This window comes from Qipengyuania profundimaris, from assembly GCF_030717945.1.
Lineage (GTDB): Bacteria > Pseudomonadota > Alphaproteobacteria > Sphingomonadales > Sphingomonadaceae > Qipengyuania > Qipengyuania profundimaris.
In genome coordinates, this window is the sequence record NZ_JAVAIM010000001.1 from 509,280 (window position 1) to 532,377 (window position 23,098).

Annotated in this window: 28 protein-coding genes; 15 read left to right on the forward strand and 13 right to left on the reverse strand. The window is 62.8% G+C overall.

Annotation, left to right across the window (positions count from 1 at the left end):
* Positions 1-72: 72 nt before the first annotated feature.
* Positions 73-1,494, reverse strand: a complete 1,422-nt coding sequence (tldD, locus tag Q9K02_RS02545; protein ID WP_305931473.1) for a metalloprotease TldD — start codon at positions 1,492-1,494, stop codon at positions 73-75.
* Between the two features lie 52 nt (positions 1,495-1,546).
* Positions 1,547-1,807 (reverse strand): zinc-finger domain-containing protein, encoded by a 261-nt coding sequence (locus Q9K02_RS02550; RefSeq protein ID WP_278329237.1) that lies wholly within the window; start codon positions 1,805-1,807, stop codon positions 1,547-1,549.
* 55 nt (positions 1,808-1,862) lie between these two features.
* Here Q9K02_RS02550 and Q9K02_RS02555 point away from each other — a divergent pair, with 55 nt between their 5' ends.
* Positions 1,863-2,801 (forward strand): ABC transporter ATP-binding protein, encoded by a 939-nt coding sequence (locus tag Q9K02_RS02555; protein ID WP_305931474.1) that lies wholly within the window; start codon positions 1,863-1,865, stop codon positions 2,799-2,801.
* Between the two features lie 18 nt (positions 2,802-2,819).
* On the opposite strand, the gene Q9K02_RS02560 is transcribed toward Q9K02_RS02555, so the two are convergent.
* A complete protein-coding gene (locus Q9K02_RS02560) occupies positions 2,820-3,008 on the reverse strand; it encodes a hypothetical protein (protein ID WP_278329240.1) in 189 nt (62 codons plus the stop codon).
* 140 nt (positions 3,009-3,148) lie between these two features.
* On the opposite strand from Q9K02_RS02560, the gene nadB reads away from it, so the two are divergent.
* Positions 3,149-4,744 (forward strand): L-aspartate oxidase, encoded by a 1,596-nt coding sequence (gene nadB, locus Q9K02_RS02565; RefSeq protein WP_305931475.1) that lies wholly within the window; start codon positions 3,149-3,151, stop codon positions 4,742-4,744.
* A gap of 228 nt (positions 4,745-4,972) precedes the next feature.
* Positions 4,973-5,464 (forward strand): energy transducer TonB family protein, encoded by a 492-nt coding sequence (locus Q9K02_RS02570; RefSeq protein ID WP_305931476.1) that lies wholly within the window; start codon positions 4,973-4,975, stop codon positions 5,462-5,464.
* Between the two features lie 81 nt (positions 5,465-5,545).
* Here the strand turns inward: Q9K02_RS02570 and Q9K02_RS02575 are convergent, their stop codons facing one another.
* The 4 genes from Q9K02_RS02575 to Q9K02_RS02590 all read right to left on the reverse strand — a co-directional run bounded on the left by Q9K02_RS02575 (position 5,546) and on the right by Q9K02_RS02590 (position 7,164).
* The gene (locus tag Q9K02_RS02575; RefSeq protein ID WP_305931477.1) at positions 5,546-5,776 is read right to left on the reverse strand and encodes a hypothetical protein; all 231 of its coding nucleotides are present in this window, start codon (positions 5,774-5,776) and stop codon (positions 5,546-5,548) included.
* 186 nt (positions 5,777-5,962) lie between these two features.
* A complete protein-coding gene (locus tag Q9K02_RS02580) occupies positions 5,963-6,232 on the reverse strand; it encodes a hypothetical protein (RefSeq protein WP_305931478.1) in 270 nt (89 codons plus the stop codon).
* Between the two features lie 28 nt (positions 6,233-6,260).
* Positions 6,261-6,725, reverse strand: a complete 465-nt coding sequence (locus Q9K02_RS02585) for a hypothetical protein (RefSeq protein ID WP_305931479.1) — start codon at positions 6,723-6,725, stop codon at positions 6,261-6,263.
* Between the two features lie 109 nt (positions 6,726-6,834).
* Positions 6,835-7,164 (reverse strand): PilZ domain-containing protein, encoded by a 330-nt coding sequence (locus Q9K02_RS02590; RefSeq protein ID WP_305931480.1) that lies wholly within the window; start codon positions 7,162-7,164, stop codon positions 6,835-6,837.
* A 149-nt stretch (positions 7,165-7,313) separates the two neighbouring features.
* On the opposite strand from Q9K02_RS02590, the gene Q9K02_RS02595 reads away from it, so the two are divergent.
* The 3 genes from Q9K02_RS02595 to Q9K02_RS02605 all read left to right on the forward strand — a co-directional run bounded on the left by Q9K02_RS02595 (position 7,314) and on the right by Q9K02_RS02605 (position 11,629).
* Positions 7,314-8,201, forward strand: a complete 888-nt coding sequence (locus tag Q9K02_RS02595; RefSeq protein WP_305931481.1) for an alpha/beta fold hydrolase — start codon at positions 7,314-7,316, stop codon at positions 8,199-8,201.
* Between the two features lie 307 nt (positions 8,202-8,508).
* On the forward strand, positions 8,509-9,006 hold the full coding sequence (locus Q9K02_RS02600) for an energy transducer TonB family protein (RefSeq protein ID WP_305931482.1): 498 nt from the start codon (positions 8,509-8,511) through the stop codon (positions 9,004-9,006).
* 604 nt (positions 9,007-9,610) lie between these two features.
* On the forward strand, positions 9,611-11,629 hold the full coding sequence (locus Q9K02_RS02605; protein ID WP_305931483.1) for a ribonucleoside-diphosphate reductase subunit alpha: 2,019 nt from the start codon (positions 9,611-9,613) through the stop codon (positions 11,627-11,629).
* A 99-nt stretch (positions 11,630-11,728) separates the two neighbouring features.
* Here the strand turns inward: Q9K02_RS02605 and Q9K02_RS02610 are convergent, their stop codons facing one another.
* From Q9K02_RS02610 to Q9K02_RS02620, 3 genes are all read right to left on the reverse strand, one after another.
* The gene (locus tag Q9K02_RS02610; RefSeq protein WP_305931484.1) at positions 11,729-12,943 is read right to left on the reverse strand and encodes a GGDEF domain-containing protein; all 1,215 of its coding nucleotides are present in this window, start codon (positions 12,941-12,943) and stop codon (positions 11,729-11,731) included.
* A gap of 153 nt (positions 12,944-13,096) precedes the next feature.
* Positions 13,097-13,339, reverse strand: a complete 243-nt coding sequence (locus Q9K02_RS02615; RefSeq protein ID WP_305931485.1) for a DUF2171 domain-containing protein — start codon at positions 13,337-13,339, stop codon at positions 13,097-13,099.
* Between the two features lie 219 nt (positions 13,340-13,558).
* Positions 13,559-13,861, reverse strand: a complete 303-nt coding sequence (locus tag Q9K02_RS02620) for a hypothetical protein (RefSeq protein ID WP_305931486.1) — start codon at positions 13,859-13,861, stop codon at positions 13,559-13,561.
* A gap of 209 nt (positions 13,862-14,070) precedes the next feature.
* On the opposite strand from Q9K02_RS02620, the gene Q9K02_RS02625 reads away from it, so the two are divergent.
* Together Q9K02_RS02625 and Q9K02_RS02630 are read left to right on the forward strand one after the other, a co-directional pair.
* Positions 14,071-15,135 (forward strand): ribonucleotide-diphosphate reductase subunit beta, encoded by a 1,065-nt coding sequence (locus Q9K02_RS02625; protein WP_305931487.1) that lies wholly within the window; start codon positions 14,071-14,073, stop codon positions 15,133-15,135.
* 15 nt (positions 15,136-15,150) lie between these two features.
* Entirely contained in the window at positions 15,151-16,293 is a 1,143-nt protein-coding gene (locus Q9K02_RS02630; protein ID WP_305931488.1) for an FRG domain-containing protein, read from the forward strand.
* A gap of 2 nt (positions 16,294-16,295) precedes the next feature.
* Here the strand turns inward: Q9K02_RS02630 and Q9K02_RS02635 are convergent, their stop codons facing one another.
* Positions 16,296-16,880, reverse strand: coding sequence for a thermonuclease family protein (locus Q9K02_RS02635; protein WP_305931489.1), 585 nt, complete (start codon positions 16,878-16,880; stop codon positions 16,296-16,298).
* A gap of 237 nt (positions 16,881-17,117) precedes the next feature.
* On the opposite strand from Q9K02_RS02635, the gene Q9K02_RS02640 reads away from it, so the two are divergent.
* The gene (locus Q9K02_RS02640; RefSeq protein ID WP_305931490.1) at positions 17,118-17,264 is read left to right on the forward strand and encodes a hypothetical protein; all 147 of its coding nucleotides are present in this window, start codon (positions 17,118-17,120) and stop codon (positions 17,262-17,264) included.
* Between the two features lie 132 nt (positions 17,265-17,396).
* On the opposite strand, the gene Q9K02_RS02645 is transcribed toward Q9K02_RS02640, so the two are convergent.
* A complete protein-coding gene (locus tag Q9K02_RS02645) occupies positions 17,397-18,116 on the reverse strand; it encodes a hypothetical protein (protein WP_305931491.1) in 720 nt (239 codons plus the stop codon).
* A 117-nt stretch (positions 18,117-18,233) separates the two neighbouring features.
* Positions 18,234-18,893 carry a hypothetical protein gene (locus tag Q9K02_RS02650; protein WP_305931492.1) on the reverse strand — a complete coding sequence of 220 codons (660 nt, stop codon included), beginning with the start codon at positions 18,891-18,893 and terminating at the stop codon, positions 18,234-18,236.
* Between the two features lie 296 nt (positions 18,894-19,189).
* Here Q9K02_RS02650 and Q9K02_RS02655 point away from each other — a divergent pair, with 296 nt between their 5' ends.
* The 6 genes from Q9K02_RS02655 (at position 19,190) to Q9K02_RS02680 (ending at position 23,094) form a co-directional block, all read left to right on the forward strand.
* Entirely contained in the window at positions 19,190-19,483 is a 294-nt protein-coding gene (locus Q9K02_RS02655) for a hypothetical protein (RefSeq protein WP_305931493.1), read from the forward strand.
* A 78-nt stretch (positions 19,484-19,561) separates the two neighbouring features.
* Positions 19,562-20,467: an acetylglutamate kinase gene (argB, locus tag Q9K02_RS02660; RefSeq protein WP_305931494.1), complete on the forward strand. Its 906-nt coding sequence runs from the start codon at positions 19,562-19,564 to the stop codon at positions 20,465-20,467.
* An 80-nt stretch (positions 20,468-20,547) separates the two neighbouring features.
* On the forward strand, positions 20,548-20,841 hold the full coding sequence (locus Q9K02_RS02665) for a YggT family protein (RefSeq protein WP_278329263.1): 294 nt from the start codon (positions 20,548-20,550) through the stop codon (positions 20,839-20,841).
* Positions 20,838-21,737: a bifunctional methylenetetrahydrofolate dehydrogenase/methenyltetrahydrofolate cyclohydrolase FolD gene (folD, locus tag Q9K02_RS02670; RefSeq protein WP_305931495.1), complete on the forward strand. Its 900-nt coding sequence runs from the start codon at positions 20,838-20,840 to the stop codon at positions 21,735-21,737. Before Q9K02_RS02665 ends, folD begins: the two co-directional genes overlap by 4 nt.
* A complete protein-coding gene (locus tag Q9K02_RS02675; RefSeq protein ID WP_305931496.1) occupies positions 21,734-22,474 on the forward strand; it encodes a hypothetical protein in 741 nt (246 codons plus the stop codon). The genes folD and Q9K02_RS02675 overlap by 4 nt, the downstream gene beginning before the upstream one ends.
* A complete protein-coding gene (locus Q9K02_RS02680; protein WP_305931497.1) occupies positions 22,471-23,094 on the forward strand; it encodes a MarC family protein in 624 nt (207 codons plus the stop codon). The genes Q9K02_RS02675 and Q9K02_RS02680 overlap by 4 nt, the downstream gene beginning before the upstream one ends.
* Positions 23,095-23,098: the final 4 nt, after the last annotated feature.

Sequence of the window (23,098 nt, forward strand, 5' to 3'; positions counted from 1 at the left end):
GTCTCCTTCAGAGGCGCGATATATACCGGTCAACGCCTGAACGGGCGATGAGTTCTGGCCAATGTGCGGACCCTACGCCGTTCCGCCCACGGTGAGGCCGTCGATAAGCAGCGTCGGTTGGCCCACGCCGGCGGGTACGCCCTGGCCGCCCTTGCCGCACATGCCGATGCCTTCGTCCAGTGTCATGTCGTCGCCGATGCCGGTCACGCGGGTCAGCACGCTCGGCCCGTCGCCGATCAGCGTCGCGCCCTTGATCGGGGCGACGATCTTGCCTTTCTCGACCTTGTAGGCCTCGGTACAGGCGAAGACGAATTTGCCGGAGACGATATCGACTTGGCCGCCGCCGAAGCTGGTGGCATAGATGCCGTCGTCGACCCGGCTCAGCAGCTCGGCGGGATCGTCCTCACCGCTCTGCATGAAGGTGTTGGTCATGCGCGGCATCGGGGCGTGCTGGTAACTTTCGCGGCGGCCGTTGCCGGTCGGCTCCACGCCCATCAGCCGCGCGTTGAGTCGGTCCTGCATGTATCCCTTGAGTATCCCGTCTTCGATCAGCACGGTCTCGCGCGTCGGCGTGCCTTCGTCGTCGATGCTGAGCGAGCCCCGCCGTTCCGCAATGCTGCCGTCGTCGATCACGGTGACGCCCGGCGCGGCGACACGCTCGCCGATACGGCCGGAAAAAGCGCTGGTGCCCTTGCGGTTGAAGTCGCCCTCCAGCCCGTGGCCGACCGCTTCGTGCAGCAGGATGCCGGGCCAGCCCGGCCCAAGCAGCACGGTCGTCTCGCCCGCGGGTGCCTCGACGCTGTCGAGATTGACCAGCGCCTGGCGCACCGCCTCGTCCACCGCGCGTATCCACTGGCCTTCGTCGAACAGCCGGTCGTAGAGATAGCGGCCGCCGAAGCCGAAGTTGCCGGTTTCGCGCCGTCCGTTCTGCTCGGTGACGACCGATACGTTGAGGCGCACCAGCGGACGGATGTCGCGCGCGGTGAAGCCGTCGGCGCGGATGATGTCGATGGCGCTCCAGCTCGCCGACATGCCCACGCTGACCTGCGCCACGCGCGGGTCCTTGGCGCGGGCGACCGCGTCGATCTTTTCCAGCAGCGCGACCTTTTCCGCAAACGGCACGAGGTCGAGCGGGCTGGCATCGGTATAGAGATGGCGATTGGTGCGCTCGGGCGGAGCGGCATGGGGCGCTTTGGTCGCGTCGAGCAATTGCAGCGTCTCGCCTGCGCGCGAGATCGCCGCGGCGCTGATTTCGTTGGCATGCGCAAAGCCGGTCGTTTCGCCCGAAACACCGCGCAGGCCGAAGCCCGAATCGCGCGAATAATCGGCCGTCTTCAGCCTGCCGTCGTCGAAAGCGAAGGTCTCCGACGCCATGAACTGCAGGTAGAGCTCACCATCGTCGCAAGGCTTCAGCAGGCGCGCGGTCAGGGCCTGCGCATCCTGCGGATCGATCTGGTTGTAGAGCAGGGCGTGCGGATCGTTGGGGTCGGTCATTCACCCCATGTAGGCATTCGCGCCCGTTTGCGCGAGGGGCCTCGCAGTGGCGTCAGCGATGCCCCGGATCGGCACCCTCGGAAATGTCCATCAGCGTCGATTGGTCCACCCCGTCGGCCGGGCCGCCTTCGAGGACGAAGCGCCGGTCGCAATAGCCGCAATCGACATAGCCGTGCTCGTCGATCTCCAGCCACACTTTCGGATGGCCGAGCGCGATCGGCTTGTACCGCTCGCCGCTGCGAATGTCGGTTGCACCGTCGCACCACACGCGCCGCGTGGTGACCTTGGACACTTCGGGAGGAGGCAGGCTCATGGGTCTGGGCCGATAATGGGTTTGACCGAACCGCTCAAGAGCCTAGGTGACCCGCATGAGCACACCGCCCGCAATCCGCATCGACAATCTCGTCAAGGAATATGCCTCGCCGGGGCCGGGCGAGCCACCGAAGCTCGCCCTGAAGGGCGTGAGCTTCGATGTGCCGCAGGGCGGCATCTTCGGACTTCTGGGGCCGAACGGGGCGGGCAAGTCGACGCTGATCAATATCCTCGCAGGCCTCGTCACCAAGACCGAGGGCAGCGCGGAAATCTGGGGTTTCGACATCGGTGAGAACCCGCGCAATGCGAAGCGCAGCATCGGAATCGTCCCGCAGGAGATCGTCTTCGATCCCTTCTTCACGCCCTTCGAAGTGCTGGAGAACCAGGGCGGTTTTTACGGCATTCCGAAAAGCGAACGCCGCAGCGAGGAACTGCTGCGCGCGGTGCACCTCTGGGACAAGCGTGATGCCTATGCGCGGACTCTGTCGGGCGGGATGAAGCGCCGCCTGCTGATCGCCAAGGCCATGGTCCACTCGCCACCGATTCTCGTACTCGACGAGCCGACTGCCGGCGTGGATGTCGAGCTGCGCCGCCAGCTGTGGGAGCTGGTGAATGAACTCAATGCCGAAGGCGTAACGGTGGTGCTGACCACGCACTATCTCGAGGAAGCCGAGCAGCTCTGCGACCGTATCGCCATCATCAACCATGGCGAGCTGATCGCAGAGAAGCCGACCCGCGAACTGGTCGGCATGGCGCGCGAGAAAGTGGTCGCCGTCACGGTCGACAAGGACCTCGGCGGACCGATCATGGAAGAGGCCTTCGTGCGCGCCGAAGTCGTCCAGCCCCGCAAGCTGGAAATCACCTACGATCGCGACAAGGCGAGCGCGGGGCAGGTGCTATCGATCGTGCAGTCGCACGGCTATGCGATCGAGGATGTGACGACGCGCGAAGCCGATCTGGAGGACGTCTTCGTCCAGCTGACCGGCTCCGGCTGATTCAATCCGAATGTCGGCTCAGTAGATCGCCTGGCGACCCAGGCCCGCATCCTTGACGCGCATGGCGGCCCAGTGATGCGGTTCGACTTCTTCCATCGGTGTCTTGCAGCAGCGGCAGCGGCCGAACTGCTGGCCTCCGGCGCGCTTGATGCCCTCGCGATCGACAGAGTGCTTTCCGAACGCGCAAGCGATTTGACCCAGTTTCATATGTGCGTGACCCTCCAGTCCACTTTTTTGTCTTTCCCCTGTCGAGTCGCGCCTTAACCATAGCGCCCGCCCAGTTCAGCCCTCCTGCGCCGAGGCGTTCCTCGCTTGCCGCGTGGCGAAGCCTTGGGCATGACGCGCGCATGACAAAACCCCACGACGTCCTCATCATCGGATCGGGCGCGGCCGGCCTGACAGCTGCGCTGGCGCTGGCGGAGCACAAGAAAGTGATGGTCCTCGCCAAGGGCACGCTCGAGAGCGGCTCGACTGCCTGGGCGCAGGGCGGGATTGCGGCGGTGCTCGATGCAGGCGACACGTTCGAGGATCACATCCGCGACACGATGGTGGCGGGCGCGGGGCTCAACGATCTCGAAACGGTCGAATTCGTCATCGAACGGGCACCGGCCGCCATCGACCGGCTGTGCGAGCTGGGCGTGCCGTTCAATCGCGAGGCGATGGACGAGGGCGGCGATCTCCACCTCACCCGCGAGGGCGGCCATTCGCACCGCCGAATCGTCCATGTCGACGACGCCACCGGCTGGGCGGTTCAGGCGGCCTTGCTGAAGGCAGCGGAGGAAAATCCGAACATCACCCTGTTGCCGGGGCAGAGCTGCATCGACCTGATCACCGGGCGCAACCAGGTAGAGTATTCGGGGTCCGGCCGCGTCTGGGGTGCCTATGCGCTGGACGAGGCAAGCGGCGAGGTCGTCGCCCATGTTGCGCGGGCCACCGTGCTGGCGGCTGGCGGGGCGGGCCGCGTCTACCTGTTCAGCACGGCGCCGCGCGGCGCGACGGGCGACGGCATTGCCATGGCCTGGCGGGCAGGGGCGCGCGTTTCCAACATGGAAATGATGCAGTTCCACCCGACCTGCCTCTACAACCTCGAGGTCAAGAATTTTTTGATCACCGAGGCGGTGCGCGGCGAGGGCGGGCGGCTGGTCAACCCGGACACGGGCGAGCGCTACATGGAAAAATACGATGCCGAGCGCATGGAACTCGCACCCCGCGATATCGTCGCCCGCGCCAACGACGACCAGATCAAGCGCCACGGCCTCGACTATGTCCATCTCGACATCAGCCACCAGCCGCCCGAGTTCGTGAAGGAACATTTCCCGACGATCCACGAAAAGCTGCTCGGCCTCGGAATCGACATGACCAAGGGGCCTATCCCGGTGGTGCCGGCACAGCACTACACCTGCGGCGGAGTAAAGATCGGCCTAGATGCCAAGACCGACCTGCCCGGCCTGTGGGCGGCGGGCGAATGCACCGAGAGCGGCCTCCACGGCGCCAATCGCCTCGCCTCCAACTCGTTGCTCGAATGCTTCGTGTTCGGCGAGGCGGCGGCCAAGGATATCCTCGAATGCTGGGACAAGCTCGACGATCCGCCGGAAATCCTGCCTTGGGACGAAAGCCGCGTGACCGATTCCGACGAGGAAGTGGTCATCAAGCAGAACTGGACCGAGATCCGCCGCTTCATGTGGAACTACGTCGGCATCGTACGCACCACCAAGCGGCTGGAGCGCGCCGCCAACCGGATCGAGATGCTGCGTCAGGAGGTCGAGGATTATTACGGCAGCTTCCGCGTCACGACCGATCTGATCGAACTGCGCAACCTGCTCGAATGCGCGGCCTTGATCGTAAAAAGCGCGCTGCGGCGACATGAGAGCCGAGGCCTGCATTTCATCCTCGACTACCCCGAAACGTCGTCCGTCGCACGTGATACGGTGCTTGTGCCCTGACGATCGCAGCTCGTCGACTACGCGTGTAGTTGAAAGATCGTAGTTTACGCTTTGACGATGCTCGGTGGCATTCCTTCGACTGAATTGCTGTTTGTCTGACCGAGGCAGTCGCATTGGGCGGCTGCCCCGATCGACCATCAAAGCCCATGCACGAGCGTTACGGGACTGTGCTCGGCTTCTGGTCCCAAATGGCCGGTCATCCTGGTTCCCCCCAAGGAGGATGATCCGATGAAGACTCTTGTACACCTGACTTTCGCCGCAGCCGCTTCGGCTGCCATGCTCGCCACCCCGGTTACTGCCGGGCAGGACGACGGCATCGTCGTGACCTCGCCCGCCGCCATGACCGAATGGAAAGCGGACATGAACGCCCAGCTCGACCGCCAGATGATCCGTTCGGACGGATACCGCAATCAGGCCGTGCTGAGCGCTATCGTGCAGATCCGTTTCACGCTCGATGAAGCGGGCAAGCCGACAAACCTTCAGACCCTTCACCATTCAGGGTCGCGGCGCGCTGCCCGCGTGGCGAAGATGGCCGTGCGCAATCTGCGCGGGTTCGACCGGGCTCCGGTAACCGGGGCACTGGACGCGACCTATCAGGCCAACCTCGTCTTCGCTCGTGATCCGAACGAAGGCACCGCGCTTAAGGCCGAATTGGCCGATCTCGAAAGAGCGCGCCTGGCTGCGGGTGACGGCGCCGATGTCATCATGCTCGGTGGCTGATCGCAGTCCGGCCCGACACTAAAAGCCATGGCCGCGCCCTCTGCTGCGGGGTGCGGCCATGGCCTATGCGCAAGCTTGGTTCTAGAGCGAACCGCGCGAGCCGATCAGATCCTCGAAGGGATCGGGATAGGGCATGATCGCCCCGTCCGTCGTCCAGTCGTCGCCGCTGTCGCCGAGCGGATCGGTGCCGCCCGAGACGTCGTCGAGCGAAGTCGGGTCGAGTTGTTCGATCCGCGCCTTGGCCGCATCCGCGGCATTGGCGATGATCGAAGCGAGTTCTGCCTGGCCGAGCCGTGCTGCCTTGCTTTTCATGATGGTTCTCCTTCCATTGCTGGCCCGGAGATCGGTTGAAACCGCACCAGCCGTCCGGACCTGCGGCGGGGGCGTATGCCTGAGTGCGCTTGCAACCGCCTCATTCGCCTCGCCGCGGAGGGAGTCGCGAAAAAGGTGGGGATCGCAGCCAAGGGAGGCCGCGATCCCCATACGCTCACGGTTTTGTTAGAACTCCGAAGAGTCGCCGCCGTTGAGGAAGTCGAGCCAAGGGTCGGGATCGGTCGGTGCCATGCCGTCGGTAACGACATCGCCGATGTCGCCCATGCCCGGAAAGATGGAACCGCCGGTGGAGCTGGAGACAGGTTCGACGCCGCCTGCAACCGCGTCCAGCGTCGTGGCGTCCAGCTGGACGATGCGCGCTTTTGCAAGATCGCCGGCCTGGCCGAGGGCTGCTGTCAGATCGGCGCTGTCGAGGCGCCCTGCTTTCTTCGTCATCTTCGGTTTCCTTTCTACGACCCGGACTTCAAGCGGTGACCCGTTCCCTGCGGTCCGGGGGGCCGACAGGAGAGGGTGTTGCGTGGACATGCGGCGAGACTGCGTCGCTTTTCTTGCGACGGGTCACGATCTGGGGGCACCGCAGGCAGCTCGCGGTGCCGTTCTCGGCAAACCAGCGGCACGTTGCGCGCAGGGTGCAGGCGGGCGCGACATCGACGACCGGTTGCAGGCGCTTGATGATTTCGCGCCCCAATCCGCAGCCGCCCTCTTTCCATTGCCCACAGCCCTTGTTGGCGCAGGGTGCGGCGAAGCGGAGCGCATGGCCGGGATCGACGCCGAGCTGTTCGGCGTCGAAATCTTCCGGCAGATCGACGCCCTTCTCGACATAGGAGACGCGGGGTGCGCCTTCCTCTTCGAGCACGACGCCCAGCAGACGCGCTTCGGGATGCTGGTGCGGCGCGCTGGGGCAATCCAGCTGCTTTTCTTCGGCCATGGCGATTCTCCCCGATGTCAGTTCCAGGGAGCGAGGCTAGCGAGACGGGGGCCGGCGAAAATACGCCAGCGGGCCTAGTCGATCCGTCCTAGTGCGATTGGGGGAAGCGCTATTGCGATGTCGACGGGCTGGGTACGTTCCAGTCCGAACGCAGCGGCCAGTCGTCGAGCGCAAAGCTGCGCACCACCGGCAGCGGGATTGGCTGGAGGAAGAAAATCCCCATGCTTTGGCCCAATTGCCATGCCACTTCGCCGGAGACGACAAGGTCGGCCGTCAGTTGGATGGTCACCGGCGCGCCGACGTTGCCGGGCAAGGCGTCGCCCTCGATCATGCAGCCGGACTGCGAGAGATTGCGCATCGTGCAAAGGGTCTCGACGCCGGCGATGGTTGCACGAATGGTCTCGCGCGTCGGGCTGCGGTCTTCTTTCCTGCGGTCCATTGATCGTAAGGTCCTGGATCGAGGCTCACAGTCGCGAAGTGACGCACCCGGCTGGATAACGCTTGTATACCTACGACATTCGCAATGGACTTGGCGGGATGTTTCGGCTGAAAAGGGCTCGAAAGCATTTGAATTCAGGGGAACGAGGCATGCCCAAGGCACAGGCGAACGGGATCGAAATCCATTACGAGGAGCATGGGGATTCGGCCGCCGATCCGATGCTGCTGATCATGGGGTTCGGCGCGCAGCTGACGCTGTGGCCCGACGAGCTGGTCGAAGCGCTGGCCGGGCATGGCTTCCGCGTCATCCGGTACGACAATCGCGACATCGGGCTGAGTGAAAAGTTCGACGGGGTGAAGGCGCCCGGCATCCTCAAGATGACGCTGCTGACCAAGCTCGGCTTCACCCCCAAGGTGCCCTATACGCTGGCAGATATGGCGGACGACGGGGTCGGCCTGCTCGATGCGCTGGAGATCGACCGCGCGCATATCGTGGGCGCCAGCATGGGTGGGATGATCGCGCAGCATGTCGCCGCGCGCTATTCGCAGCGCTGCAAGTCGCTTACTTCGATCTTCTCGACCACCGGCAATCCCAAGCTGCCTGCCGCCAGGCCCGAAGCTTTGAAAGCGCTCGTGGCGCGGCCCAAGAGCATGGAGGAAGAGGCGCTGGTGGATCACGGGGTGATGCTCGCCCGCACCATCGGTTCGCCCGGATACCCATCCGACGAAGAGCGCCTGCGGGACCGTGCGCGGGCGAGCGTACAGCGCAGCATCTATCCCGAAGGGCCGACCCGCCATCTCTCGGCGATCGTCGCAGATGGCGACCGCCGCGAGATGCTCAAGGATATCTCCGTCCCCACCCTCGTCATGCATGGCGAGGACGATCCACTCGTCCCGGTCGAGGGCGGGCGCGATACCGCCGCAGCGATCCCCGGCGCAAAGCTTAAGACCATTCCGGGATGGGGTCACGACCTGCCGCTGGAATTGGTCGACGAGGTGGCGGAGGCCATTGCGTCCCACGCCCGTGCCACCGCTTAGCGAGTCGCTCACAAGACGCCATCCGAGCCGGTTACTTTGGATGCTGTTGCGGGTTCAAAATTATTAACCAAAGCGCAGATAGTGCTTTGGCTCGTTATAAAGTTACAACTTTGTATAGACTCGACATGTCAAAGTGACCCGATTTTGACATTAGTAGCGATTCATGTATTCACGAAGAAGTCGCGAGCGTCCGCAGAAGCCTCGACGCTGATCGACCAAAGACCGCTATCGCTTTAGAACAAGGTTTGTCGCACTTCGTGTGATACTCTCTTCGGCCGATCATCCTCTATACGTAAAGGATGATCCCATGAATAAGCTTTCCATTTTCGCCATGTCCGTTGCCGTCACGGCATCGCTGCTCGCCACGCCGTTGGCGTCGCAGGAGATCGTCGTGTCTCCTACCTCGCCCAGCGAGTTCGTGGATAATGTGCAGAAAGATCTGGACCGGCACCTCCGACAGATACGCGTTTCACCCCAATCGGCTCCAAGCGGTGCTGCGAGTGTGCGCTTCACCGCCGGTGTCGACGGACGCCCGGAAAACGTGACGATCTATCGCAAGTCCGGCTCCTCCCAGGTGGACCGAGCGAGCCGACGCGCAGTCTCGCGACTTAGCAGCCTTTCACCATTGCCGCGAGGCAGTGCGAACGGCCAGGTCATTCAGGCGAACATCATTTTCGCCAATAACGAGAAGCAAGCCGAGCGGCTCTCGCGCCAATTGGCGCGCGAAGAAAGTCGTCGGCTCGCGTCGTCCCCGGCGGAGCGCAGCGTCCTCGCGCTGACGGTCGGCGGTCCCCCCGTCTCCTAACGACGATGCGATTACCGTCTCGGCACGGGGCGGTGTTCGTCTGCGGGAACGGTGTCCCGTGCCGGGGTCGCCATTTTGAATCGAACGGTTGCGGGCTCTGCTTCGGCGGGGCCCGCCTTTTGGACAGCTGCGGGGCCGCAAGATTCAAAAATTGCGCGCCAGGATTCGAATGAATCGCAAGGGCGACGTATCCTTTTTGCCCGCAAAATTTTTTTCGCAGATTCATTTTCCGGCTTGCGAGGGCCGCCAGTCCAGCTTTCTCCACGCGTCGCGGCGTTGCAGCAAGGTAGGACACCCGGCCTCGAGCCGCGTCCGCGCCATTAAATCTTCATTCACCCTCTTGCGTGCGAGTCTCGCCTGATTCAGTATCTAGTAGTCGGGCTACCGGGGGTACCCACAAGACCTAGCATCGTGAGCGTTCATCCCCATATGGGATGCGCGTCGTCGCCGCGCCGGTCTGTGGGTAAAAAAGGGATAAGTTTCCGCCCTGCGACCGGCGATAATTGATAGGCGTGTCTCTGGCTCGCCGACTCGAACACAAGCGGAACACGCGCCCGGACATGCGACGACGAGCAGCCGGGCCCAAACGGCGGGGCTGACCACGATGGATTTCAAGAGCGGGGACGATATTGCGATGGAGATGGACCTGGATGTGCGCGACTCCACCGACGATGCGACCACGGCCGAAGCCGGAAAGGCAGTGAGCATGGACAAGGGCGATACAGGCAGCGATGCGCTGGTCAGCGAAGCCGCGGGCGAAGCGCTCGCCGGCGCGATGAAGGCTGCCACGCAGAAGGAAGATTCCAAGAAAGTCCTCGACCGCCGTTTCGACGTGCAGATCGACGAGAGCCGCGACGAACTGCTGACCGAATTCGGCAAGGAAACGCTGACCGATCGCTACCTGCTGCCCGGTGAGAAATACCAGGACCTGTTCGCCCGCGTCGCCGACTATTTCGCGGACGATGCCGAGCACGCGCAGCGCCTTTACGATTACATCAGCCGCCTGTGGTTCATGCCGGCAACCCCGGTGCTGTCCAACGGCGGCACCACGCGCGGCCTGCCGATCTCCTGCTATCTCAATTCGGTGTCCGACAGCCTCGACGGCATCGTCAACACCTGGAACGAGAACGTCTGGCTCGCCTCCAAAGGCGGCGGCATCGGCACCTATTGGGGCAATGTCCGCGGGATCGGGGAGCCGGTCGGCCTCAACGGCAAGACCAGCGGCATCATTCCCTTCGTGCGCGTGATGGACAGCCTGACGCTGGCGATCAGCCAGGGCTCGCTGCGCCGCGGCTCGGCCGCCTGCTACATCGACATCACCCATCCAGAGATCGAGGAGTTCCTCGAGATCCGCAAACCCTCGGGCGATTTCAACCGCAAAGCGCTGAACCTGCACCACGGCGTGCTGGTGACCGACGCCTTCATGGAAGCCGTGCGTGCGGGCGAGGAATTCGACCTCGTATCCCCGCGCGACGGATCGGTCCGCAAGACCGTGGATGCGCGCAGCCTGTTCCAGAAGCTGGTCGAAACCCGGCTGGCCACAGGCGAGCCCTATATCGTCTTCTCCGACACGGTGAACCGGATGATGCCCAAGCATCACCGCGAGCTCGGCCTCAAGGTCTCGACCTCGAACCTGTGCGCCGAGATCACCCTGCCGACCGGCATCGACCACCTCGGCAACGACCGCACGGCGGTATGCTGCCTCTCCTCGCTCAACCTCGAGAAATGGGACGAGTGGAACGAGGACAAGACCTTCATCGAGGACGTCATGCGCTTCCTCGACAATGTGCTGCAGGACTATATCGACCGCGCACCGGACGAGATGGCCCGCGCGAAATATTCCGCGATGCGCGAACGCAGCGTCGGCATGGGCGTTATGGGCTTCCACTCCTTCCTCCAGGCCAAGGGCATCGGTTTCGAAAGCCCGATGGCGAAGGTCTGGAACCTCAAGATGTTCAAGCACATCAGCGGCAAGGCCGAAGAGGCTTCACTGGTGCTCGCACAGGAACGCGGGGCCTGCCCCGATGCGGAAGAAATGGGCGCGATGGAGCGCTTCAGCTGCAAGATGGCGATCGCGCCGACCGCGTCGATCAGCATTATCTGCGGCGGCACCAGCGCCTGTATCGAGCCGATCCCGGCGAACATCTACACCCACAAGACACTGTCGGGCAGCTTCGTGGTGAAGAACCCGTATCTCGAAAAGATCCTCGACAAAAAGTCCAAGAATTCGACCTCGATCTGGAATTCGATCCTTGAGCGGGGCGGCAGTGTCCAGCATCTCGATTTCCTCAGCGCCGAGGAAAAGGCCGCGTTCAAGACCAGCTTCGAGATCGACCAGCGCTGGCTGCTCGAATTCGCCGCCGACCGCGCGCCCTACATCGACCAGGCGCAGTCGCTGAACCTGTTCATCCCCGCCGATGTCGACAAGTGGGACCTGATGATGCTGCACTTCCAGGCTTGGGAGAAGGGCATCAAGTCGCTCTATTATCTGCGCTCCAAGAGTGTGCAGCGCGCCGGTTTCGCCGGCGGCGTGGAAGCGGACAACACTGCCGACGCCGCGAAATACGAACTGGCTGCCGGCGGCGAGCAGACCGATTACGAGGAATGCCTCGCCTGCCAGTAGGCATGTCCAGCCATCTGGCTGCAAGGTCGATAAAAGGGCCCGGCGGTTTCAACCGTTGGGCCCTCGTCACATTCGCGATCCAGCAGACTGAAATCCCTGCTATCCGACCAGCTCGTCCATCGCGGCATAGGCCACTTCGACCCGGTTCCGGCCGTTCTGCTTCGCGCGGTAAAGCGCCTCGTCCGCCCGTGCGATCAGCTGCCCCATTGACTGGCCGCCCCGCCCCCGGGCCATGCCGATGCTGATATTCACCGCGCAAGGCTTTCGCTGACCGGTCTCTATGGTCAGGCTGGCGACGGCCTCGCGCATTTCTTCGGCGATGGCTTCCGCGTCTCGCCCGCCCTGTTCGTGGAGGATGGCGATGAACTCCTCACCCCCGAACCGGGCGATATGTCCGCCGTGGTGTTCGATACAGCGCTCCAGTTCTCGTGCGACTTCGACCAGGCAGCTATCGCCGATCTGGTGGCCGAACCGGTCGTTGAAGCGCTTGAAGTGATCGACATCCACCATCAGCAAGGCCGTCGCCCCCGCGGACCGGTCGATATATTCGTCCTCGAACACCCGCTCCAGGCTGCGGCGGTTGGATAGCCCGGTGAGCGGATCACTTTCGGACAATTCGCGCAGCAGCGCGTTGCTCTGTTCCAGATCCTCGCGGTCGAAACGCAATTGCAGGCTGAGCAGGAAGCTGCGCGATTCCATGTGCCAGTTGCGCATTGCCAAGAGCAGGCCGCCAATCCCTGCTATGGCCCCGGCAGCGAAATGATGGATCAGCAGTTCGGGCGGGATCGGTTCGGGAAAGAAAGCCGCCAGAGTGCTCGCAAGGAAAAACACCAGAGCCACGCGCAACTTGTGCGCGATCGACATCGGCAGCACGAACAATGCGGCCAGCATGGTGACGACTATCGCCATGCTGTAGCGCGCAATATCGGCGGGTGTGCCGTGGGCCGCGACCCACATGGCGACGGCGCCAAAGATCGACAGGGCAATGGTCGTGGCTATGTTCGCAAGTGCGACCCGACCGCTCCGCGCGGCCCACAGTCCGATGGCCGTTATGGGGCCGATCGTACCCACCCGGATGGCAAGTGCCGTCCATGCGAGATCGCGAACGACCAGCCAGTCGGTGATGAAGGCCATGATCGCGAGACCGAAGCCGAGCTTGAGCACGAAGGCGAGTTCGACCAGCATCTGCGCCTTGCGATCCGCATACCATTGCCTGCGCAAAGGCTGCGGCCACTCGCCCAGCATTACTGGCTGCGCCAGCGCAGTGGTGACCATCGGACGCAGGGCCGGATCGAGGACGGATTTCTCACCCATTGTGCTCGACCATGCCAGCACCGGATTAATCCGGTATTTGAAAAGCTGGTAATGAAATTCCTAACGCCTCGTTCAGCACAATAAAAAACCCCGCCGATCCAGAGGACCGGCGGGGTTGTGGCGATCTACGACAGATCGCGGTAAGGTTTTGGATCAGGCGTTCATGGTCGCCTTATTGCCGAGGCCTTCGGGAATGCGTGCGCTTTCCTTCAGATAGATGCGGTTGTCATCGATCTTCTCGACATCGTCGAGCGAGAGGAAGTGGTGCATGCTATCCGAACTGTCGGACTTGGTCAGCTTGATCTTGTCATCCTGAACGCCATCGACGGTGCCGACATGCTGGCCTTCCGAATTGGCGACTTCCATATGTTCCTTGATACGTAGCTTCTCAAACATGCTAATCCTTTGTTTTGAATTGGTTATACCCACTCAACGGATGGTCGCATATGCCGTTCCTCGGCTCGTCGGCGCTGAGGCACGGGTCGTTGGTCGAGCGATCGGGACGGCGAAAAAGTAGCGCCCCGCCTCTGGTGGAGGCGGAGCGCCGGGGGTGCGGAACATGTCCCGCAAAAGGGGAAACCGGGCCATGCCCGCACTTCCCGAATTTGGTTGCGATCAGCTGCCGTTCAGTGGCCGGTTGGCGTCGGCGCGAGCGCGCTCTGCCTCGTTGTCCGAAGTTTCGCCCGGCTGTGCCGCGTCGTAAACGTCGGAGTTCAGCGAGTTCTCGAGATCGCCTTCGGCTTCCGCCTGTTCTCTCGTGCCATCTTCATTGCGCGCATTGCCATAGCCCATCTGGGCCTCACCATCGTTTTTCGGCGTCTGGTTCTTTTGCGAAGCGTTTTCAGCCTGCTTATCCTGCCATTCGCCATCGGCATTGTTGTGGACGGTGCGTTGATCGTCGGGGGCGTATTCACCCATGGGATATCTCCTTCACCGACCCAACGGGCGCGGCCCCCGCACCGTTCCGCCACTCGTCGCACGCTTGCGCGGTTCGTCGCATTCGCCACGGCTCAGGACTTATCCCCGCACCCTCCCATCTTATCCCCGCCGAATCGTCCCCTCTTGCCTTCGAATCCGGCCTGTGATTCCCTATATGAGTCGTTCACGCGGAACCCGGAGATCACAAGATGTCGTTGCTCGAAGCCAGAAAGACCTACAAGCCCTTCGAATATCCGTGGGCCTACGACTTCTGGAAGCGCCAGCAACAGATCCACTGGATGCCCGAGGAAGTGCCCCTGGGCGAGGATTGCCGCGACTGGGCGCAGAAGATCACCGAGCACGAGCGCAATCTGCTCACGCAGATCTTCCGCTTCTTCACCCAGGCCGATGTCGAGGTGCAGGATTGCTACCACGACAAATACGGCCGCGTGTTCAAGCCGACCGAGGTGAAGATGATGCTCACCGCCTTCTCCAACATGGAGACGGTGCACATCGCGGCCTACAGCCACTTGCTCGACACGATCGGCATGCCCGAAAGCGAATATTCCGCCTTCCTCGAATATGAGGAAATGAAGGACAAGCACGATTACCTGCAGGTCTTCGGCGTCGACACGGACGAGGATATCGCCCGCACGCTTGCGGCATTCGGCGGCTTTACCGAAGGCATGCAGCTGTTCGCCAGCTTCGCCATGCTGATGAACTTCCCGCGCTTCAACAAGATGAAGGGCATGGGCCAGATCGTCAGCTGGTCCGTCCGCGACGAGAGCCTGCATTGCGAAGGCATCATCCGCCTGTTCCACGAATTCGTGCGCGAGCGCGATTGCTACACCAAGGCGGTGAAGGAAGACATCATCGACATCTGCCAGAAGTCGGTGCGGCTGGAAGACAACTTCATCGACCTCGCCTTCGAAATGGGCCCGGTCAGCGGGATGACGCCGAAGGAAATCAAGAAATACATCCGCTACATCGCGGACTGGCGGCTGGGCCAGCTCGGCCTCCAGCCGATCTACATGGTGGACGACCACCCGCTGCCCTGGCTCGCCCCGCTGCTGAACGGCGTGGAGCACGCCAACTTCTTCGAACAGCGCGCGACCGAATATTCCAAGGGCGCGACCAAGGGCGACTGGAACACCGTGTGGTCCAGCTTCGACAAGCGCAACAAGGCCAAGGCCGCGAACGAGGAAGAGGCATCCGGTGAAGACGGCCCGGGCTTGTTCGGCGACGAGGCTGCGGGGAGCGTGGCGGCGGAGTGAAGCAAGGCTAACCATATGCCGCTAGTCGCCGGCCAATGGACAGGCTGCACACCCGATAACGTGGTTGGACAATTTCCTAACGCCATCATCGATTTGGATGATGGCGATAAGGTTGCGCGAGGTACGGCCCGAGTTTTCACCGCTGACGGATCGCCGGGGGTAACGTGCGAATTTGAACTACCGCGAGAATTTACGCACCACGAATTGAGAGGGGTCCAATTATACTGGATGCCTCCCGGTCAAGCGACGATGCTCAATACCAGTCAAATCAAAGCGGCATTTCCAGATTATCAATTTCCAGAAACTATCAATCTTCGTTTCGTTCTTGATGGCGATGAGCTGTCGGTGAATTGGCAGACCGAACCAGATAATTCGGGCCAAGTCACCTTTCAAAGAAGTCCGACTGGCACAGAGTCGTCCCTGAGAGCAGATAATATGAGCTGGGCGGAGTTTAAGGATTTTGCACTTAAACAGGCGCCGCAAGCCTTTGTCTATCGTGGGCAGCCAGAACCCTTTCGGTTGCGAACCGCATTCCATCGAACCTATCGGAAAGATTTGATCCGATATGTTATAGAGGATATTCCAACCGCACATCGGCAATTGAGCGCTCGCACCAGTCATTTCTTTGATGCAAACAATCCCCAGCAAATGGGAGCGTTTTGGAATTTACTTCAGCATCACGGCTATCCGACACCACTTTTAGACTGGACGTACTCTCCTTTCGTTGCTGCGTTTTTCGCTTTTCGGCGTAGAAAATCCTCTGACTCTAGAAGCGACAAGGTGCGAATTTTCGCGTTTGATCGAGACGGTTGGAGCAAGCAATTTGCGCAGCTGGATACAGTTAATTTCGCGCCCCTTCATTTCTCTCTTTTTGAGGCAATTTCCTTAGAAAACGCTAGAGCGATACCCCAACAAGCTATATCTACGCTTACCAACGTGGACGATGTCGAAACGCTTATAGGCAGGATCGAAAACTCATCGGGCAAGACTTTTTTAAAGGCAATCGACCTGCCAGCAGAAAACAGATCGGAAATCATGGTAGAATTAAGCCTTATGGGCATAACTGCCGGTTCACTTTTCCCTGGCTTGGATGGGGCTTGTGAGGAATTGATGGGACGGTTTTTCCATCATCAATTGCCGCCGCTGAAAGCTGACTGAATTCAACACCACCCCCCTCTCCATCCGCCCCAATAGCCCCGCGCGCCGCCTTCGGTGCGCATGAAGTCCGCCAGCCGGTCCTCGCTGCCGTCGGGGCGGATGCGAGTGAGGGTTCTAAGCGCCCGGCCGTAGCGGTCGGTGGGATCGTCCAGCCGGGCGGTCATTTCGAAGGGGCCGCGATTGAGCCAGCCTTGCAGTGCGCGGGTCGAGGCTTCGGCCTGCGCCGCCTCCGCCGGGCACTGGGCGTCCCGCTCCGCCGTGTCGATGCCGACCACGCGCACGCTGGTCTGCCCCATCTTGAACGTGTCCCCGTCGATCACGCAGTAATAGCCGCGGCCCGGCCCGCAGCGGGTAAAGCGTCCCTCGATCACCTGCGCCTCGCTCGACAGGAAACCGGGCGCGGGAAAGGCGCCGGGCAGGGCGAATATGTAGCACAGCGTCGCCAGCACGATCAGCAGGACATACGGCCGCACCGCCGCCCACGCTGCCATCCACCCCGACCGCCGCCGCCCGAACTTCGCAGGCCGGACCTTTCTCGGCTTGCGGGCCTTGCGCCGTTTCGGATCGAAGCGAGGAAGCTTTCCCATCGCACGAGCCGATAGCGCGGGTAGCAGGTTTTGCCAGAGTGGCGCAACCGAGCGGCTGGCTTGCCCAGAGTGTCTCGTCCATCCAACCCACGGTTTTTACTGCCTTTCAGGGGGCCTGACCCGTTTCCCGCCCCTACTGGCGCGAAAGCGCGATGTAGCCGCAACCATTAGCCGCCCCAATGCTTGGTTTGGTGTGGATCGGTATTTCCCGGCCTGCATCATCCAAAGGAATTTTCCATGGACAATAAAGACAAGAAACCCGGCCAGGCCCAGCAGGGCGGCAAGGGTTCGAACGACCACGACAAGCAGCCGCAGCAGCAGGGCGACAAGTCCAAGCAGCAGGACGGCGGCAAGTCGGACGACAAGGCGCGTCAGCCCAAGTAGCTCGCGCTAGCGCCCCGCCTTACGGCGCAAATTCGGCGGCCGCCCCGGTCAAAGGGGCGGCCGCTGTCGTTTGGATCCTATCCAGTTTGCGCCTTTTCCGCCGAGTTACTCAGGCGAGCCGGACATTTCCGGTCAGGTGCCCGACTTCTTCTCGACCCATTCCGCGAAATCCTTCGAATAGGCATCGCGCAGTTCGATCTTCGCGGTTTCCACCATGGTCTCGTCCTTGGGCGGGAATTCCTCGAGCGGGTTCTTCACCTGCCCCTTGCCGTCACTGACAAGAGTATCGCCATCGAACTGGCGGTAATGCCAGCCGGTGAACAGGTTCGATCCGTACATCATCGCCTTGTGATAGAAGATGTGGGTGGTGATCAGCTCGGCGTAGCAGGGATTGGTCGATGCGGTCAGCCGCTCGCCCTGCTTGATCTTGGCGTTCATCGCCTTGACCTGCGCCTTGAGTTCCTTGTTGCCCTTCAGGTCCTCGTTCCAGGGCGTCGGCTCCTGCACGATCACGCGATATTCGCTGGCGTCGAGGCCGAGCTTGGCGAGATAGTCGAGCTTCTCGAGCTCCTCCAGCTGCACCTGCGGGCCGAGGTAATCACGCATCAGGTCCTTCACTGTGCGCACGCCCTTGGCATGGCCTGCTTGGTCGATCGCCGCCCCGATCAGGCCGAAGCCGCTGAACAGGCCCATCTTGACCCCGAGGTAATTCTCGGTCGGCCAGACGTGCAATTCGCACTGCGCCTCGGCAGTAGGTGCCACCGCAGCTTGCGTTGCACCTTGCGTGTCCTGCGCGGCAACCGGCATGCCGGCAGCCAATGCGACGGCGCACAGCGCGCCGCGCAAACTCATGCTTTTAATGGTCGAATGTCCCCCGTGCACCGAAGCCCGATGCCCCGGTGACAGCACGCTATTTACTGCCGAAAAAATCGGTCGGCAATCGGGATTCGTATCGGCCCCGTTCTGTCCTTACCACCCCCAGGCGGGCGGGGGCGGGGTGACCGGTGTGCTCGCGTCGATCTCGACACGGAACAGGCGCGTGGGGTCGTTCGCGCGCGTCAGCTGGTAGGCGAAGCGCGCGTCGGGATCGCTCGCCGGGTCGACCTCGATCCGCCAGACATTGGTGAGCGAGGCGTCCAGCCCTTCGCGCCGAAACAGCGCGATGCTTTCCTCGTCCACCGGGAAGTCCTGGCCCCGCGCACTGCCGCTCGCCAGTTCGGTGGTGCCGCCATAGAAGGTCACGGCATCGGGCTCGCCATCTTCGTGGCGGTGGTCGTGTTTGAGGGTCAGGCGCGTGGTCGTCGTCTGCGCGGCGTTGGAAATCGTCTCGCGCGTCACGATCCATGTGCGGCTTCGGTTCCAGACAGGTTGCTCGACTGCCGTTTCCATATCGCTTTCGACATGGAAGGCGATGGCTACGCGGTCCTCGCTGCACTCCGCCCAATGGGCCACCATGCGCTTGCCCGCCCAGTCGGCATCGCGCGCATCCTCGCTTGCCAGGCCGCCTTCATAGGCTTTCCCGCAATGGCTCGTCAGCGCCTGCCAGAACCGGTCCTGCGACGTTTCGCTTGGCGCGGTGGTGGCGCAGGCGATAAGGAGAAGGGCGGCGAGGGGCACAAGGTGTTTCATGATCCCGGTGCTAGCAGAGCGCGAGCAGCCCGGCCCGCATTTTCCTACTTGGCCGGAAAATGCTTGGATGCCTCCATGCGAGCCTTCCCTGCCCTGGTCGATAGTCCGTTTGCGGAGAGGCCGTGGGCGCGGGAAAGTTTTTCGCGCCAGGACAGTGGTCCATGCGGTCCATGTCGCGGTACTGGCCCTCGGCAAGTCCAACTATTGTCCAACACTGCTCTGGCGATCCTTGCAGGAGCCGTCCGGAACGTCGGCGCGGGTTCGTTCATTGGTACGCAAACAGTGGAGACCCGAGAATGACCGATCCCGTTCCCGACACCAAGCCTCACACCCGCTGGATGTGGGTGGGCATCATCGTGCTGTTGGCCGTGGCGGCCGTCATCATGTTCCTCAATCCCGATGGCGACGAGACGGTCGAGACGATCCCCGACGCTGCGATAACGACGCAGGAAGAGCGGCTGAACCAGCCCATCCGCGAGGACGCGGACGTCTCCGGCGTGACGATGGAAGGCGAAGATCCGACGCTGGGTGACGATGTCATCGTGGCCGAGGGCGACGAGCCCGCCACAGAAGCGCCTGCCACCGAGTAAGCGCATCGCCTCGCAAACGGGCTTCCCCCTGTAGCCGCGCCCCGCTAGGGCACGGCTGCATTGAGGAGGCTCCCCATCATGGCCGGTGACACCGCGGCAGGCCGCGACATCCACGCAAAAGCGGAAACGCTGATCGAGGCGCTGCCCTATTTCCAGCGCTATGCGGGGCGCAGCTTCGTGGTGAAATACGGCGGCAACGCCATGGGCGACGAGCGCGCCGCGCGCGAGTTCGCAGAGGATGTCGTGCTGCTGAAGGCTGTCGGGATCAACCCGGTGGTCGTCCACGGCGGCGGCCCGCAGATCGGCGCGATGCTGGAAAAGCTTGGCGTCGAAACGACCTTCGTCGACGGGCTGCGCGTGACCGACAAGCAGACGGCTGACGTCGCCGAAATGGTGCTGTCGGGCGCCATCAACAAGGCAATCGTCGGCTCCATCGCGCGCGCCGGGGGCAAGGCGATCGGCATCAGTGGCAAGGATGGCGGACTCGTTACCGCGAAGAAGCTGGCGCGGACGGTCAAGGATCCTGATAGCAATATCGAGAAGGCGCTCGATCTCGGTTTCGTCGGCGAACCTGCCAAAGTCGATACGACCGTGCTGGAAACCGCGACGGCGGCGGGCATGATCCCGGTCGTCGCGCCGATCGGCGTCGGCGAGGACGGGCATACCTACAACATCAACGCGGACACCATGGCGGGCGCGTTGGCGGCGGCGCTCGGCGCGGCGCGCCTGCTGCTGCTGACCGACGTGACAGGCGTGCTCGACAAGCAGGGCAATCTGCTCACTGACCTGACCCCTGCCGATATCGCGCGTCTGCGCGACGACGGCACGATCAGCGGCGGGATGATCCCCAAGCTGGAAACCTGCGTCAGCGCGGTGGAGGCGGGCTGCGAGGCGGCGGTCGTTCTCGACGGGCGGGTGCCGCATGCGATGCTGCTGGAATTCTTCACCGCGCGCGGCGCAGGTACGTTGGTCAGCGCGGGATAGACGCCATTCAAGGCTTGGCGCAGGGTGCGTCAGGCGTGTAGGACACCGGCCATTGGCCGCCACAAGGGAAGAAGGGTTCGATGCAGGCTCTGCTCACCATCTACAACATCATCTCCATGCTCGCGAGCGCGCTGATCATGCTGGTCATCATCCAGTTCATCATCGGCTTGCTGTTCGCCTTCAACGTGGTCGGGCGCAATGAATTCCTGATGAGCTTCTACGACGCCATCAACCGGCTGCTCGATCCGCTCTTCCGGCCGATCCGGCGCTTCATGCCGAACACCGGAACGATCGATTTCTCCCCGCTGGTGCTGATCTTGCTGGTCAATGTGGTGCTGATCGTCCTCGACGGCATCATCCGGGGCATGGCGTGAGCGAAGCGCAGGTCATCGACGGCAAGGCCTTCGCCGCGAAGCTGCGCGAGCGTGTGGGCGAGCAGGCGGCGAAGTTCGAGGCCGCGAGCGGGCGCAAGGCCGGCCTCGCCGTAGTGCTGGTAGGCGAGGACCCGGCGAGCCAGGTCTATGTCCGCTCTAAGCACAAGGCGACCGTAGCGGCGGGCATGGAAAGCTTCGAGCATCGCCTGCCTGCGGATACGAGCGACACCGACTTGCTGGCGCTGGTCGAGCAGCTCAACGCCGATCCCGCCGTGGACGGCATTCTCGTCCAGCTGCCGCTCCCCGACCATCTCGACGAGCAGACGGTGATCGCCGCGATCAGTCCGGACAAGGACGTCGACGGCTTCCACGTGACCAATGCGGGCCGGTTGGCGGTCGGCCAGAGCGGGTTCGTGCCCTGCACTCCGCTCGGCTGCATGATGCTGTTGACCGACCGGCTCGGCGATCTGTCGGGACTGGAAGCGGTCGTCATTGGTCGTTCGAACATCGTCGGCAAGCCGATGGCGCAGCTGCTGCTCGACGCCAATGCTACGGTCACAATCGCGCATAGCCGCACGAAGGACCTGCCGGGCGTGGTCAAGCGCGCCGATATCGTCGTCGCTGCCGTGGGGCGCGCGGAAATGGTCAAGGCCGACTGGCTCAAGGACGGTGCCACCGTAATCGACGTCGGCATCAACCGCCTTCCGCCTGCCGAGGGCGCGGAGAAAGGCCGGCTGGTCGGCGATGTCGATTATGCCGGCGCGCAAGGCGTTGCAGGCGCGATCACTCCGGTGCCGGGCGGGGTCGGGCCGATGACCATCGCCGTCCTGCTCCGCAACACGGTGGTCGCGGCCTTTCGCAACGAGGGGCTCGACCTGCCCGAGGGCACGATATGAGACTGGCCGTGCTCGCCATCGCACTGGCGCTGGCGGGGTGCACCAGTCGCTCCTATTCGGACGACCATTACCAGCGACTGATGCGTTCGGCACCGGGGGCCGCCCAGCCGAGCCGTATCGTCGCACGCGAAAGCGAGATGGTGCGCGCCGTGCAAGACGAGGGGCGGTTCTCTGCTTCGCTGGAATTTGCCGCATCGGGCGCGAAGGTGCTTTCGGCATCCGGCGAGCGCTTGGCAGCCGAGTATGTGCCCGGCCTCGACGACAGCGAAATGGTCGCCGCCTGGTCGCCTGGCCTGGTCTGGATGAGCTGCGATGGCGAATTCGCAGTCAGCCAAGGCCGCTTCCAGAATGCGACCGGCGATGTCGGCAGCTATCTGACATCTTGGCGGCGCGCACGCGATGGCGACTACGAGTGGCTCCACAACGCAGCGGCGCTCGACGATCCCCAGCCGCCACGTGAAGCAAGCTCCGCTGTGTCCGACCCGAATGCAATCGTGGTCGAAGGCCTGGAGTCCGTCGATGGCAATGTGAGCGATTGCACCGCGCCGACGAGTGCTGCGCCACCGGTGGCCGAGGGTTCGGCGGCGACGAACTCGCCGGACGGTACGCTCTCATGGCGGTGGGGGTATTCCGGCTCCGCCCGCATCTTCCGGCTCCACGCCTTCACCGAAGGCCGATGGTCACTGGTCGTGGACGAGCGTTGGCCCGCCGATTTGCGAGCAGCCGCCAACCAATGACCGCTCTCTTCCTCTCCGCCTTCATCACGCTGTTCGTGGTGATCGACCCGCCGGGCTGCGCTCCGATTTATGCCGGGCTGACCAAGGGCGCGACCTCTGCGCAGCGCCGCAATATGGCGATCCGCGCCTGCGTGATTGCGGCGGTCATCCTGCTGGTCTTCGCCCTGTTCGGCGAACAATTGCTCGGCGCACTGCATATCGAACTCGATAGCTTCCGCATCGCGGGCGGGTTGATGCTGTTCTGGATCGCCTTCGAGATGGTGTTCGAGAAACGCACCCAGCGGCGCGAGGACCGCGCGCAAAAGGTCGCGGCGACGCCCGAGGTCGAGGATGTCTCGGTCTTCCCAATGGCCATTCCGATGCTCGCCGGACCCGGCGCGATCGCCGCCATCATGCTGTTGATGAACGAGGCGCAGGGGCTCAACCAATCGCTGGTAGTGCTCGGCGCGCTCGGCGCCGTTCTCGTCATTACCATGCTCGCCCTGATCGCCGCCGGACCGCTGATGCGCCTGTTCGGCGACAAGGTGGAAGCCGCCGTCACCCGTGTGCTAGGCGTGCTCTTGGCCGCACTCGCCGCGCAATATGTGATCGACGGACTGCGCGGAAGCTTCGGGCTCTAAATAA